Raw genomic sequence first — 14,391 nt, forward strand, 5'->3', positions numbered from 1 at the left:
TTATCTTTTATCCAATTTAGAAGTAATCACATCACCGATAATCTGTATGATGAAGACAATAATTAATATGACAATCGTCGCTACCAGGGTAACGTCGTTGTGATTCCGTTGATAACCGTCCAGATAGGCTAAGTTACCCAATCCACCAGCCCCGATGACACCTGCCATTGCCGTGTATCCAACCAATGCAATCGATGTTACCGTGATGCCTGATATAAGGGCCGGCATCGATTCTGGAAGGAGGACCTTATAAATGATGGTGCTGGTTTTGGCTCCCATTGATTTAGCCGCTTCAATCACGCCTTTATCAATCTCACGAAGGCCGATTTCGACCATCCGCGCATAAAACGGTGCTGCACCGATAATGAGTGCTGGTAATGCCGCATTCTCACCAATCATGCTACCGACAAGTAATTTGGTGAACGGAATTAATAATACAATCAAGATAAGGAATGGAATCGAACGGAAAATATTAACGAAAGCACTTAACACACCGTTAACGCCCCGATTCTCCCACATATTCCCCTTGCCTGTTAAAAACAGAAGCAACCCCAATAGTATCCCTATAAAAAAGGTCGCTACAACTGAAATACTTGTCATATACAGCGTTTCTTTCGTCGCTTCTATGATGTCTTCCCAATCTACATTCGGCAATAATTCTTCAAGCATGAGTAATCACCTCCACGCCTACCTGCTGTGCTTTTATGAATTCGATTGCGCGGAGCATTTCATCTTCACTGCCATCAAGGTGGATGAACAATGTTCCATATGAGCCGCTTCTCGTTTGTGATATTTTCCCCTGGACAATGTTCACATCCAACTCAAAATTACGTACCAATTTTGTGATCAACGGGCTTTCTGCATGATCCCCCACGAATGTCAGTTGAATCACTTTTCCTGCTGGATACCGTTCAAACAAATGCTCCATCGTTTCTTTTGTCTCTTCTGGTTCTGTCACCTGCTGAACAAAACGCTTAGTCATCTGTTCTTTAGGGTTTCTGAATACTTCCAGGACAGCTCCCTGTTCGACTACCCGTCCACTTTCCATCACAGCCACTCGATTGCAAATCTTCCGAATGACATGCATCTCATGTGTAATCAAGACAATGGTTAAACCAAGGCGTTGATTTATATCCACAAGCAATTCCAGGATGGAATCGGTTGTCTGGGGATCTAGAGCGGACGTGGCCTCATCACACAAAAGCACTTTCGGGTTATTGGCAAGAGCCCTCGCTATTCCCACCCTTTGCTTCTGTCCACCACTTAGCTGCGATGGATACGCTTTTTCTCTTCCTTCCAATCCAACTAACTTAATGAGTTCATTGACGCGCTTGATGCGTTCTTGCTTGGAGATGCCCGCAATTTCCAGAGGAAAGGATATATTTTCTTGAACGGTCCTTGACCACAAGAGATTAAAATGCTGAAAAATCATGCTAATCTCTTGACGGGCTTTACGAAGCTTAGACCCTTTAATTGTTGAAACTTCATTTCCCGCAACGTTCACGGAGCCCTCAGTAGGCCGTTCCAACCCATTCAGCATACGTATGAGCGTACTCTTGCCAGCCCCACTGTATCCGATGACTCCGAAAATCTCGCCTTTATTTATTTCTAAATTCACACTATTCACGGCATGAATCGTTTCGCTATTTGCTTTTCCTGTTCGAAAAAGTTTACTGACGTTTGACAATGTAATCATGTATGCTCACCTCTTTATCCAATTAAGCCTATGAATTTAGTCGATTTATTTTTATGGCCTCCTGATGAATCTATCCCTCTATGATTCAAAGAAAATAGAAAAAGCCCTTCTGCATGAGCAGAAAGGCAGGGAAAAGCAGGCCTTCCTCTCATCTCCCAAAGCCTCTACGCTTTGTGTGAATTGGCACCTTTCCAAGGAAAATCCTTGTCGGTTGCCGGGTTTCAACGGGCACATCCCTCCACCTCTCTTGATAAGAGCTATATATGGACTATTCTTTTTTGTCTTAACATTCACTTTACTATGTCTGAAATTTTAACACAGATAAAAAAGGAGTGCAATGTAAAATCCTAGGGTGTACCTGTTTCTCCATTAAACTCTTTGAGAATTCACTGACACGATATTCGTCGCTTTTTCAATCGCTTGCTCTAGATCTTCAAGTAAATCGTCTACATTTTCAATACCGATTGAAAGGCGAACCTGGTCGGCACTGACACCGGCCTTGACCAGTCCTGCATCATTCAATTGCTGGTGAGTTGTACTTGCTGGGTGGATGATTAGGCTTTTAGCATCCCCGACATTGGCGACATGCGACCATAACTCAACCGAATTGATGAGTGTGGAACCTGCTTCACGTCCCCCCTTAATTCCAAACGTCACCACAGATCCGGCTCCCTTAGGCAAGTATTTATCTGCAAGGGCTTTATCGGGATGATCATCGTTACCCGGATAAGAAACCCATGAGACTGCCGGATGGTTCTCCAAGTATTGAATGACTGTCCTCGTATTCAACAGGTGTTCCTTCATCCTGACATGGAGCGTTTCCAGGCCAAGCGTGAACTGGAATGCACTTTGAGCACTTAACGTCGGTCCCAAATCCCGAAGCAATTGCACACGCGCTTTCGTAATAAAGGCAGCAGGCCCTACCGCTTCGGAATAGACAAGTCCATCGTAACTAGGGTCAGGTTCCGTAAAGCCTGGATAATTAGGCGAATTCCAATCGAATTTACCACCGTCGATGATGACTCCCCCTAATGTCGTACCATTACCCAATAGCCACTTTGTAGCTGAATGGATGACAATATCCGCCCCAAAGTCAATTGGTCGGCACAGATACGGCGTTGCGAAAGTGTTATCGATAATAAGAGGTATCCCTGCTTCGTGGGCTATTTCCGCCACTGCTTCGATATCAAGAACCCTTAAGCTTGGGTTGCCGATTGTTTCGGCAAATATGGCCTTCGTTCGTGGAGTGATTGCCCGTTTGAAATTTTCCGGATCATCAGGTGAGACGAATTTCACTTTGATTCCGTATTTAGGGAGTGTATTTTCAAATAAATTATAGGTCCCGCCGTACAGTGTTGAAGCAGAAACGATTTCATCCCCCATACCAGCGATATTAAGGATGGAAAGGGATATAGCGGCCATGCCGCTTGCAACTGCCAATCCACCGATTCCCCCTTCTAACAGGGCCATTCTTTCTTCAAAGACACTGACAGTGGGATTGTGAAGCCTCGTATAGATGTAACCATTCTCTTTTAATCCAAATAGATTCGCTGCATGATCTGTATCTTTGAACAAATAAGCATTACTTTGATAAATGGGTACGGCGCGGGCACCCGTTTCGTCGACTTTTAAACCGCCATGCACACTCAACGTCTCAAAGCGGAATTTTTTTTCTGTCATTATATTCTCCCCTTCTTCCATTGTTTTAGTAGGAATTAAAGCGATATTGCCTCATCTCTTGTTATATGCAAGGAACCTTATAATATGAAGAAGTCGGAATTTCCCGCCGGGGTCGATAGAGATTTCCCTATTGAACGATGTCGCCTGGATAAGCGCGTTTTGTAAATGGCAGACATTCCATCCTCGTGTATGATGCGTCTATAACGTATGTACTTCATACAAAATATAGCACTTTAGTAGCAGGTAGTCAATTAGTTATTAGAATATTCAATCATTAATACGAATGCTATATTCCCCCCATGACTTCAACAAAAAAACCAATCCATGTAGGATCGGCTTTTAGCTTATCTCTTTCAGCAATCCATACAAATAAGGAACAGACTGAAAGGCATATATTTTTTTTGTCATCTTTCCTTTTTCAAAAAGCAAAAGACAGGGTACGCTCTCAATTTCATATCGTTCAGCCAATGTCTGGACATAATTCATGTTCATTTTTCCAGCCTTCATTTCCGGGAACAGCTCTAGTGTTATGGAAAGCATTCTTGAAGCCACCTGGCAGGTTCCACACAAAGGTGTGTATAGATATAAGCTAAAAGTGTTCCCTTGATCAACAGCTTGCTTAAAGTCTTCTTCTTTCCATTCCTCCATCAGTTACTCTTCCATCCTTTTACTTGTAAATTTAGTTTTCACTTTCATATTTGCAGTCAGTAGCACGGAAGCGATGTGATGTTCTGGGGTATCCTCGACTTCCTTGTACATCCTATCTATGTACAAATGCCTTGCTTCCGGCAGTTCCCGACGAAATTGTTTCCTTAGCTTTTCCCCTGACGCATCTGCGTCAAAAAGGATGTAAACGTCCCAGCCTATCAATTCATCCACCATTTCATCCAACTTCGTTAAAGAAATGGTGCCATTGGTACATCTGATTTCCACTTCTTCGTCCAGAACGGATGCCACTTTGCGCTTGTCTGAAAGGCCTTCAACCATGATCACTTTATCGGGTACATCCCATTCCATCTCATCACCCCGTCTCCACTCAAATTGAAAAAGAGCAGGCTTAATTAAAGCCTCCCCCTCACCTTACTTACCCGTTTATCAGGCTATCATATTCGTTTGCACTCATCAGTTTTTCAATTTCACTGCTGTCTGATGGTTCAAGGACGATCATCCATGCTTTTTCAAACGGAGATTCATTAACGAATTCAGGATTGTCATTTAACTCTTCATTGATTTCAACGACCTTGCCGCTAATAGGAGCATAAAGTTCAGAAACCGTTTTAACGGATTCTACACTACCAAAGGGCTCGTTCGCTTTCAGTTCAGATCCGACCTCTGGAAGTTCAACAAAAACGATGTCCCCAAGTTCAGACTGGGCGAATGCAGTAATCCCTATGCGTACTGTACCCTCTTCCGTTTTGACCCATTCATGTTCTTTTGTATAACGAAGTTCTTTTGGCGTTGACATATTAATTCCCTCCATATTACAGCTTATATTTTATCTATTACATTATAAGGTAGATTCTTTGTTATGATAAGGAATTATCCAAATGTTTTGTAAAGTCTTAGCTCCAGGTTTGATCGAATTGTTCTTCTTTGAAACCTACTGTCACTTTTGAACCGTCCGTCACAATTGGTCTTTTCAAAAGCATGCCATCCGTAGCCAATATATCGAGCATCTCTTTCTCTGAAGCTTCTTTCAGTTTGTCTTTTAAACCGAGCTCGCGATATTTTTGCCCGCTCGTATTGAAAAACTTCTTCAACTCTAGTCCACTACTTTTATATATTTGTTCAATTTCTGCCCGAGAAGGGGGATTTTCCACGAGATGAATCGCTTCATATTGCAACTCATGGCGATCCAGCCACTTCTTTGCATTACGGCATGTGCCGCATTTTGGGTACCAGTATAAAGTTAAGCCCATCGTTTCACCACCTTCCCTTAGAATACCCGTTTTTTGGGGGCAATACAACGATAGACTCTCTATTCGCATCCCCATGAAAGACCCACAAAATAAATCAAGGGAATACCCGATATGGGCATCCCCTTGATTAAGACTTTAAGAATTAAAGTGCATATTTTTCATTTTCGATTACTTTGACGGAAGCTTCACGTTTTTTCGCAATGACATTGATTGGATTATGTCTAGTCAACTTGCGAAGGGAAGAAAGCATGATGCGCAACGTATCGCCAGTTTCAACAGCAATCAACGTTTCTTTTGCATGTTGCTCGATTTCATTGAAAGCTTCTTGAACGAAGATTTCAGTATAAAGCACTTTTTGTTGGTTCTTTTCTAGACCCGTAGTCGCGATTGCTTTTTCCGTACGTAGCACCACTGATTCAGCAGCATAGGCAAGAGATACAATATCAGCAATATTTGAAAGAATTTCTTGTTCTTGATCAAGTTTTTTACCGAATTTTTGTGCAGCAAGACCTGCAGCCAGGATGCCAATTTTCTTAGCATTTCTAACCAGCATTTTTTCTTGTGCCAACGGCTCATCGCCTGGCTCTTCCGGCATCATCATCATTAACTCTTCTTGTAAGCCTTGTGCTTTTTGAAGAAGAGGAAGTTCACCTTTAAGTGCCTTTTTCAGGAATGTGCCTGGAACGAGCAAGCGGTTGATCTCATTTGTCCCTTCAAAGATGCGGTTAATACGAGAATCACGGTACGCTTTCTCAATTTCATATTCTTGCATGAAGCCATACCCACCATGAAGCTGAACCCCTTCATCAGTTACATAATCCAACACTTCCGAAGCGAAGAATTTATTCAATGAACACTCGATTGCGTATTCAGCAACGGCTGCGGCCATCGATTTACCGTCTTTTACTTGCTCATCAGTCAGTTTGCTTTGTCTTTGGTCATAAAGGCCGACCGTACGATAAACAGAGCTTTCCGCGGCATAGATTTTAGAAGCCATCGTCGCTAATTTTTCTTTTGTTAGGTTGAAATCAGAAATTTTCGTTTTGAACTGCTGACGCTGATTTGTATAAGCAGCTGTAAGTTCAAGAGCACGTTTTGAACCGCCTACTGCACCGACACCCAATTTATAACGTCCGATGTTCAAGATATTGAAGGCAATGACATGACCTTTACCCGCGACACCTAGAAGGTTCTCAACCGGAACGGCTACATCTTCAAGGATCAATGTACGTGTAGAAGAACTCTTAATGCCCATTTTCTTTTCTTCGGCACCTGTAGATACACCAGGATATTCACGTTCTACGATGAAAGCGGAAAACTGTTCGCCATCGATTTTTGCGTAAACACAGAATACATCTGCAAATCCTGCATTCGTGATCCATTGTTTTTCTCCATTTAAAATATAATGAGTGCCTTCTGCATTCAATTTTGCCGTTGCTTTCGCACCCAACGCATCAGATCCCGAGCTCGGTTCAGTTAAAGCATATGCCGCAATTTTTTCACCTGTTGCAAGTAGTGGAAGGTATTTTTGTTTTTGCTCTTCATTACCGAATAATACGATTGGTAAAGAACCGATTCCTACGTGCGCACCGTGCGTAATTCCGAATCCGCCAGCAAGTGCCATTTTTTCCGTAATTAATGCAGAGCTGATTTTATCAAGGCCAAGACCGCTATATTCTTCTGGTACGTCAGCTCCTAGTAAGCCAATTTCCCCAGCATGCTTCAGCAATTTTACAGAACGGTCAAATTCATGGTTTTCTAAGTGTTCAACTTGCGGAAGGACCTCGTTCACTACGAAATCTTCAGAAGTTTTGGCAATCATTTTGTGCTCATCAGAATAATCCTCTGGTGTAAACACTTGATCATACGTAATATCTTCGACTAAAAATGCTCCACCTTTAATCAAGTTTTCTGTTGTTGGATTGGACATAAAAATTCCTCCTATATGGTAAGTTTCATTATAGTAAGTTTCATTGAAGGCCGGATACAGTGATTACACCTGCATCCGGATAAAAGGTTCTATGCTAATAATTCGAATACTCCGGCAGCACCCATACCGCCGCCGATACACATGGTGACGACTCCGAATTGTTGGTTTCTGCGTTTCATTTCATGAAGCAGGCTTAGGGTCAATTTGGCACCCGAACAGCCAAGTGGATGACCAAGGGCGATGGCCCCTCCATTGACGTTGACAATCTCTTCGTTCAAGCCAAGCTCCCGGATGATTTGAATGGATTGAGAAGCGAACGCCTCATTCAATTCGAACAAACCGATATCAGATAGCTCAAGCCCTGCAAGTTTTAATGCTTTAGGAATCGCAGCGATTGGGCCGATCCCCATGATTTCAGGCGGAACTCCCGCTACCGCAAAGGAACGGAACTTACCAATTGGCTTCATGCCTAAAGAGGAAGCTTTCTCTCCCTCCATCACCATAACGGCAGCAGCTCCATCACTTGTTTGCGATGAATTTCCTGCGGTAACGGATCCAGTTACAGAAAATGCCGGTCTTAGCTTTTTAAGGACTTCGACTGTCGTCCCCTCACGGACGCCTTCATCTTGAGTGAATTGAAATTTCTTTTCCTGCAGTTTCAAATCCGGACCTACAGAACGGAGAGTTACGTCTACCGGAACGATTTCATCAGAGAATTTCCCTTCTGCAATGGCCTTCGCCGCTCTTTGATGGCTTCGTACAGCAAATGCATCTTGGTCATCACGGGAAATCCCATATTTATTCGCTACAGCTTCGGCTGTGTGCCCCATACCCATGTAATACTCAGGCGCCGTTTCAGCAAGATGTGCGTTCGGACGGGTAACATGGCCCATCATAGGCACTAGACTCATAGATTCTGCGCCACCTGCGATGACCGTATCGCTTTGGCCGAGCATGATTCGTTCCGCTCCATATGCAATGCTTTGCAAACCACTCGAACAGTAACGATTGATGGTAATGGCCGGCACCGTGTATGGCAAGCCAGCCAATGCTCCGATATTCCTTGCCATATTCAGGCCTTGCTCTGCCTCCGGCATCGCACAGCCGATGATCAAATCATCGATATTGCCTTCATAATTTCCAGCACGCTTCAACGTTTCCTTTACCACAAGAGCCCCTAAATCATCTGGACGAACGTTAGCAAGAGAACCTTTTTTTGCTCTTCCTACCGGAGTCCTTGCTCCAGCTACTATTACTGCTTCTTTCATGAGGATCCCCCTTACTTCATTTTTAAGCTATCAACCTATTGAACTTTAGTTATTTGACTCTATCTTTGGACGATCAATTAGTTACGAAGTGGTTTTCCCTTAACAAGCATGTGTTGCATCCTTTGTTGTGATTTCGGTGTTGAAATCAATTTTAAGAATGCTTGTTTTTCTAGGTCCAGGATATACTGTTCATCTACTTCTGTACCGAATGGAAGTTTCCCACCAGCCAGGACATACGCAAGCTCTTTAGCGATGACTAGGTCATGCTCGGAGAGGAAGCCTGAAAGACGCATCGCTTCTGCCCCTAAAAGAAGTGCGGCATAACCGGTCTCACCAACCACAGGGATTTTCGTGCGGGTTGGTGCTGTGTAACCTTGGTCATACATCGAAATGACGGACTGCTTCGCATCATATAACTGATGGTCGGAATTCACACTGATTCGATCGGAAGCACCAAGGAAATTATTTTCCCGGGCCTCTTCGGCAGAAGTAGAAACCTTAGCCATGGCAACCGTTTCAAATACCCGATTCGCTACCTTCTGCAAATCAAAGTCGACGCCTTTTGGCATGCTCTTCAATGTTTTCACATAAAGTTCTTTGGTTCCGCCACCACCAGGTATTAAGCCAACGCCAGCTTCCACTAGACCCATATACGTTTCCGTAGTCGCCTGAATGCGTGCAGCAGGAAGGGAAACTTCTGCACCTCCGCCAAGCGTCATATTGAATGGCGCTACGACAACAGGGACCGCACTATATTTAATTTTCAACATCGCTTTTTGGAATTGGCTGATCACCATATCCAATTCGAATATATTGTCATCCTGGGCTTCCATCAACATCATGGCGATATTGGCGCCTACACAGAAGTTTTTGCCTTGGTTTCCAATGACCAAGCCTTTATAATTTGCTTCGGCCTCATCAACAGCCGCATTGATCATCTGCATGATATCAAGACCAATTGCATTGTTCGGTGACGTGAACTCAAGAAGTACGACTCCGTCTCCAATATCAATCAAACTTGCACCACTGTTTTTCTTGATTACGCCTTTTTGCTTCTTGATCGCTTTCAGGTTGATCACCTTTGGATTCTCAAGAAGTTCCTTATATTCACCATTGTGATAGTAGGAAACTACACCATTTTCTTCTTTATAGAATGAAGTGATGCCTTTTTCCAGCATTTCCTTCACCCATTGAGGAACAGTGACACCTTCTTGTTCTAAGCGTGCTACTGATTTTTCGACACCAATTGCGTCCCACGTTTCGAAAGGTCCTGTAGACCAACCGAAGCCCCATTTCATTGCCTGGTCAATTGCCACAATATCGTCAGCAATGTCTCCTAGTAGTTGTGCAGAATACACAAGGGCTGGATTCAACACATTCCAAAGCAGGAGGCCAGCACGGTCATCACTATAAACAAGCGCTTTCATTTTATTAGAAAGACCTTTTGCCTGTTTCGCCATTTCTATAGAAGGCGTTTTCAGTTTTTTCCGTGGTTCGTATTCAAGTGTTTCAGGATTCAGTTCAAGGATTTCCTTGCCTTTTTTCAGGAAAAATCCTTGTCCGGATTTGCTTCCAAGCCAACCGTTTTCAAGCATTTTATTCATGAAATCCGGGATGCGGAAAACTTCCTTTTCCTCTCCTTCAACCTGGTCATATACATTCTTCGCAACATGTGCAAAAGTATCAAGACCCACTACATCAAGCGTACGGAATGTTGCGCTCGTCGCCCTGCCAATCAATGGACCTGTTACAGAATCCACTTCACCCACGCTGTATCCGCCTTTTTGCATTTCACGAAGGGTAACAAGCAGACCATACGTACCGATGCGGTTGGCGATGAAATTCGGTGTATCTTTGGCTTCGACCACTCCTTTACCAAGAACGTCTTCACCAAATTGCTTCATATATTCAAGTACTTCAGGAGCAGTGGCTTTCGTAGGAATGACTTCCAAAAGTTTTAAATAGCGTGGAGGGTTGAAAAAGTGAGTTCCCAAGAAATGCTTTTGGAAATCTTCAGAACGTCCCTTGGCCATCGCCTCAATTGATATACCTGATGTATTGGAAGAAATGATGCTGCCCGGTTTACGGTATTTATCAACCTGAGCAAACACACTCTGCTTCACATCAAGTCTCTCCACGACCACTTCAATTACCCAATCTACTTCATTTAAACGGCTTATATCATCTTCCAGGTTCCCCGCTTCAATCAAGGCCAGATTGCCTTTTGCTGATAACGGAGCTGGTTTTTGTTTTAGAAGTTTAGTAATCGCAGTCTGACTAATGCGGTTACGTACTTGTTTATTTTCTAATGTAAGACCTTTTTTCTTCTCGTCCTCCGTGAGTTCACGAGGTACAATATCCAATAATAAAGTCGGAATGCCGATGTTAGCAAGGTGTGCAGCAATCCCTGATCCCATAACTCCTGACCCTAGAACAGCAGCCTTTCGTATTTGTCGAACCAAGTTCATATCCCCCTTACACAATGTATTGAATGAATGCTCATTCATTTTTGTCCTAAAAAATTTTTGAATATTTATTCTTATTACTAATATAGAATAAATTTGGAAATTCTGCAATGATTAAACAGGAAAAATTAAATATTTTTATCGTAAAACCCTTGGTTAGTTTTCACTCTTTAGAAGAAAATAACGAACAGGAGGTGACGTATACTCATGAAGCATAAAGATAATCCTTCCAAAGGAGCCGTAAGTGCCGCAAGCGTGAAAGGAAACGCGGGTCCTGGCGGTGAACGTAACAACGGAAAGAATAAGGTGAACAGCCAGAACAATCAATTTAAAAAATAGAGTCCAAAGTAGAGTAGCCGTCCCTTATCCGGGCCGGCTCTTACACCTGCTATCTCTTCCATATCCCCTTTAAAACGAAGGCAACATTGGCTGGCCTCTCCGCTAGGCGGCGCATGAAATATCCGTACCAATCCGTACCATATGGAACATACACCCTAACCTTATAACCCTCATCAGCTAATTCCAATTGCTTTTCATTCCGGATGCCGTATAACATTTGAAATTCGAACCGATCCGGGCTGATGCCATGTCTCTTGACGAGGTTTTTCGTGTAATCAATGATTTTATCATCATGGGTGGCGACCGCCGTATAGTTCCCATTTAGCAGATGCTTTTTAATGATTTTCTTGAAGTTTGCATCCACCTTCTCTTTTTCTGGGAAGGCGATGTCACTTGGTTCTTTATAAGCTCCTTTAACCAGTCGAAGATTCGGATGGAGGAAATTCAACTCGTCGAGATCTTTCTCCGTCCGATAAAGATATGCTTGTATAACCGTACCAAGATCATTATATTCAGCTTTTAGTTTTTTGAACACTTCTAATGTTGGCTGACAGCGCGGAAAATCTTCCATATCTAGCGTAACGAATACCCGGGCGGCTTTTGCTTCTTCTAAAATCCTTCTCATATTCTTCATGACAACATGTTCCGAGATATCCAAACCCATCGAAGTCAGTTTCAAGGATAACTGGGAATCGAGACCATGCTCGGAAATGGCTCGAATCGCATCGATGCACTGGTTTGCCATCTCTTCTGCTTCCTGCTCATGATCTATGAATTCACCTAGATAGTCTATCGTCACAGATAACCCTTTCCGATTTAGTTCTGCAATGACCTTAGTCGCTTCAACCAAAGTTTCTCCGGCAACAAAGCGGGCTGCCCCAAAACGCAATCCATATCTCCGTGCAGCCTTAATTAATGGTTTATACTTCGATAGGTAGAGAAAGAAGTTCCTCATTAGTTCCATCTGCGTTCCCTCCAAATCCCCGTTTGGAAAAATAGATGTTAGGGTTAGACTCTTATATCCTTCATGTATATTCAGTCACTTGCTCTTCTCGAATATAAAATTAAAAACAGGGGAAATTAATCTCGTTCAGACCACAATGAAGGAGGTAAGATGATGGAACAACAAAACTCGATGAACAACCAGCTAAAAACGACCGGTTTCATGAAACAGCCACCCGAAATGGTATCTGTAAAAGATAGTATGTACCTTACCGATATGCTTTCCTGGAACTTGATTGCGATTAAAAAAGCACACTTTTACGCGAAACAATGTAAAGATCCTCAAATCATAGACGCTTTAACCCGCTGTGGACAGATGCATCAACGTCATTACGACACCATCTTGTCCCACTTAAATCCAAACCAACAGCAAAACCAACAACAATTCCAGTAAAGGAGGTTTCTTGATGCCTAATCAAAACAAGGTCCAAAATCCCGAATCAACCATTGCCAAAACGCCAGAAATGAATGATCGCGATTTTACAAATGATATGTTGGCAACAGAGAAGTATTTCTGTAACTCTTATTCAGTTGCCCTCCATGAGATGAGTAACCAAGCTTTATTTCAAGATATTTTCTCGGTCTCTAAGGAAACCCAGGAAATGCAACGGGAACTTTATAACCTGATGTTCGAAAAAGGATGGTATGGCTTGGAAAAGGCACAAACTGATAGTTTAGGCCAGTCCTACCAGCAGTTCTCTGGATATAAAGATCAATTCCCAGCCGGTTCAAAGCTTCAATAACTATAAAAAACGCCGGCCATGGTGAATGGCCGGCGTTTTTTATATATCCGTCGAAAACATGTACTTTTTATAATGATACCTTATGCTGAATATCAAGCCCATGGCCATCATATTCCCCATGAGCGAGCTTCCCCCGTAACTGATGAATGGAAGCGGAATTCCGGTGATCGGTAATACGCCGACCGTCATTCCGATATTTTGAAACACGTGAAACGTTAACATGCTGATGATGCCCACACAAATATATGTATAGAAATTATTCCGCGTTTCCATGCCGGTTTTTGTAATATGGTAAACCAATAAGAAGAACAAGGAGATAATGATACTGGAACCGATGAAGCCGAATTCTTCCCCGATGATACTAAAGATGAAATCCGAATGACTTTCCGGTAAATATACTTCCCTTGACCCTATGCCCTTACCCGTGGTCTGCCCCGAACCTATGGCCAGCAAGGATTTCGTCAAATGATACCCTTCCGAACTCGCATAGTTATAAGGATCCAGCCATGAATAAATACGGCCGAACTGATACGTTTTCACACCTATTTTCTCAAGCAATTCCGGATGCCAGAGGACGAAGTACATGATGGTGGAAACTGCAACGATACCGGCTGTCACGATTGGAAGCAAGATTTTCCATGATATCCCCGAAATGAAGATCATTCCGATCATGATTGACATTAAAACAAGCGATGTACCTAAATCCGGCTGTTGCATGATCAACAGCAACGGAGCTCCCGTCACAAGCCCTATCTTAACAAGAAGCCAGAGATCGGTTTGGATGGTTTTCAACGTATTCTTGAGATGATGATTTGAAATGACATTCGCCAAGGCCAAAATGAGAAAAACCTTCATGAATTCCGAGGGCTGTATCGATCCCAGTGGCTTAATGATGAACCAACTTTTCGCACCATTACGTACGGGCGCAATGGAATCTGGCATGACAAGCAATAATAACAATAGCAATAATCCGAACCCATATGCATACCAAGATATCTTCTTCAACTGATCTGAATCCAGCGTGATGATTCCCAGAACAATCCCGACTCCAACCGCATACCAAAATATTTGTTTTATTAAGAAGTTTTCTTCGTATTGTCCAGTAGTCTGCGCACTGTATATGGCCAAACAACTACCAATACATAACAACAATAATATCGTGACCAAAGAAAAATCTATTCGCGATGAAAATTTATTTTGTTCTTCCATAATGAACTCTCCCTTAAAAAGGTTCCTGCTTCTTTAAATTACACTTACTCATTATACTTTAAACAAAGAAAATCACAACTATATCTAAGGATAGTTTGATGGCAAAAAGGCCACATGAAGTGAAAATCATGCAGCCTCTA

General features: G+C 42.8%; 15 protein-coding genes and 1 riboswitch. Of the genes, 3 read left to right on the forward strand and 12 right to left on the reverse strand.

The genetic code is table 11. From position 1 onward, the window contains the following. The 10 genes from ACIQXH_RS12925 to ACIQXH_RS12970 form a co-directional block, all read right to left on the reverse strand. Entirely contained in the window at positions 1-669 is a 669-nt protein-coding gene (locus ACIQXH_RS12925; protein ID WP_402870946.1) for a methionine ABC transporter permease, read from the reverse strand. Then, the gene (locus ACIQXH_RS12930; protein ID WP_402954382.1) at positions 662-1,696 is read right to left on the reverse strand and encodes a methionine ABC transporter ATP-binding protein; all 1,035 of its coding nucleotides are present in this window, start codon (positions 1,694-1,696) and stop codon (positions 662-664) included. The genes ACIQXH_RS12925 and ACIQXH_RS12930 overlap by 8 nt, the downstream gene beginning before the upstream one ends. Positions 1,697-1,841: 145 nt before the next feature. Continuing rightward, positions 1,842-1,953: riboswitch (SAM riboswitch) on the reverse strand. 112 nt (positions 1,954-2,065) lie between these two features. Beyond that, positions 2,066-3,376, reverse strand: a complete 1,311-nt coding sequence (locus ACIQXH_RS12935; protein ID WP_402954385.1) for an O-acetylhomoserine aminocarboxypropyltransferase/cysteine synthase family protein — start codon at positions 3,374-3,376, stop codon at positions 2,066-2,068. 339 nt (positions 3,377-3,715) lie between these two features. Beyond that, the gene (locus ACIQXH_RS12940; protein WP_402870937.1) at positions 3,716-4,024 is read right to left on the reverse strand and encodes a thioredoxin family protein; all 309 of its coding nucleotides are present in this window, start codon (positions 4,022-4,024) and stop codon (positions 3,716-3,718) included. A gap of 3 nt (positions 4,025-4,027) precedes the next feature. Next, the gene (locus ACIQXH_RS12945) at positions 4,028-4,393 is read right to left on the reverse strand and encodes a toprim domain-containing protein (protein WP_403123854.1); all 366 of its coding nucleotides are present in this window, start codon (positions 4,391-4,393) and stop codon (positions 4,028-4,030) included. A 67-nt stretch (positions 4,394-4,460) separates the two neighbouring features. Further along, the gene (gene gcvH / locus ACIQXH_RS12950) at positions 4,461-4,841 is read right to left on the reverse strand and encodes a glycine cleavage system protein GcvH (RefSeq protein WP_403123856.1); all 381 of its coding nucleotides are present in this window, start codon (positions 4,839-4,841) and stop codon (positions 4,461-4,463) included. Positions 4,842-4,938: 97 nt separating this feature from the next. Further along, positions 4,939-5,295, reverse strand: coding sequence for an arsenate reductase family protein (locus ACIQXH_RS12955; protein ID WP_402870929.1), 357 nt, complete (start codon positions 5,293-5,295; stop codon positions 4,939-4,941). 142 nt (positions 5,296-5,437) lie between these two features. Further along, positions 5,438-7,225 (reverse strand): acyl-CoA dehydrogenase family protein, encoded by a 1,788-nt coding sequence (locus ACIQXH_RS12960; protein WP_402870926.1) that lies wholly within the window; start codon positions 7,223-7,225, stop codon positions 5,438-5,440. A gap of 89 nt (positions 7,226-7,314) precedes the next feature. Next, positions 7,315-8,493 carry an acetyl-CoA C-acetyltransferase gene (locus ACIQXH_RS12965; protein ID WP_402870923.1) on the reverse strand — a complete coding sequence of 393 codons (1,179 nt, stop codon included), beginning with the start codon at positions 8,491-8,493 and terminating at the stop codon, positions 7,315-7,317. A 77-nt stretch (positions 8,494-8,570) separates the two neighbouring features. Then, on the reverse strand, positions 8,571-10,955 hold the full coding sequence (locus tag ACIQXH_RS12970) for a 3-hydroxyacyl-CoA dehydrogenase/enoyl-CoA hydratase family protein (protein WP_402954394.1): 2,385 nt from the start codon (positions 10,953-10,955) through the stop codon (positions 8,571-8,573). Between the two features lie 210 nt (positions 10,956-11,165). Here ACIQXH_RS12970 and ACIQXH_RS12975 point away from each other — a divergent pair, with 210 nt between their 5' ends. Then, positions 11,166-11,297 carry a YuzL family protein gene (locus ACIQXH_RS12975; protein ID WP_402870919.1) on the forward strand — a complete coding sequence of 44 codons (132 nt, stop codon included), beginning with the start codon at positions 11,166-11,168 and terminating at the stop codon, positions 11,295-11,297. A gap of 49 nt (positions 11,298-11,346) precedes the next feature. Here the strand turns inward: ACIQXH_RS12975 and ACIQXH_RS12980 are convergent, their stop codons facing one another. Continuing rightward, complete coding sequence (locus tag ACIQXH_RS12980) at positions 11,347-12,261, reverse strand: proline dehydrogenase family protein (protein WP_403123858.1); 915 nt, start codon at positions 12,259-12,261, stop codon at positions 11,347-11,349. 153 nt (positions 12,262-12,414) lie between these two features. Between ACIQXH_RS12980 and ACIQXH_RS12985 the strand changes: the two genes are divergently transcribed. Further along, positions 12,415-12,693: a hypothetical protein gene (locus tag ACIQXH_RS12985; RefSeq protein ID WP_403123860.1), complete on the forward strand. Its 279-nt coding sequence runs from the start codon at positions 12,415-12,417 to the stop codon at positions 12,691-12,693. Positions 12,694-12,706: 13 nt separating this feature from the next. Continuing rightward, complete coding sequence (locus ACIQXH_RS12990; protein ID WP_403123863.1) at positions 12,707-13,042, forward strand: spore coat protein; 336 nt, start codon at positions 12,707-12,709, stop codon at positions 13,040-13,042. 39 nt (positions 13,043-13,081) lie between these two features. Here the strand turns inward: ACIQXH_RS12990 and rodA are convergent, their stop codons facing one another. Then, positions 13,082-14,251 (reverse strand): rod shape-determining protein RodA, encoded by a 1,170-nt coding sequence (gene rodA, locus ACIQXH_RS12995; RefSeq protein WP_402990037.1) that lies wholly within the window; start codon positions 14,249-14,251, stop codon positions 13,082-13,084. Positions 14,252-14,391: the final 140 nt, after the last annotated feature.

Source organism: Peribacillus sp. NPDC097225 (assembly GCF_044761955.1).
GTDB lineage: Bacteria > Bacillota > Bacilli > Bacillales > DSM-1321 > Peribacillus.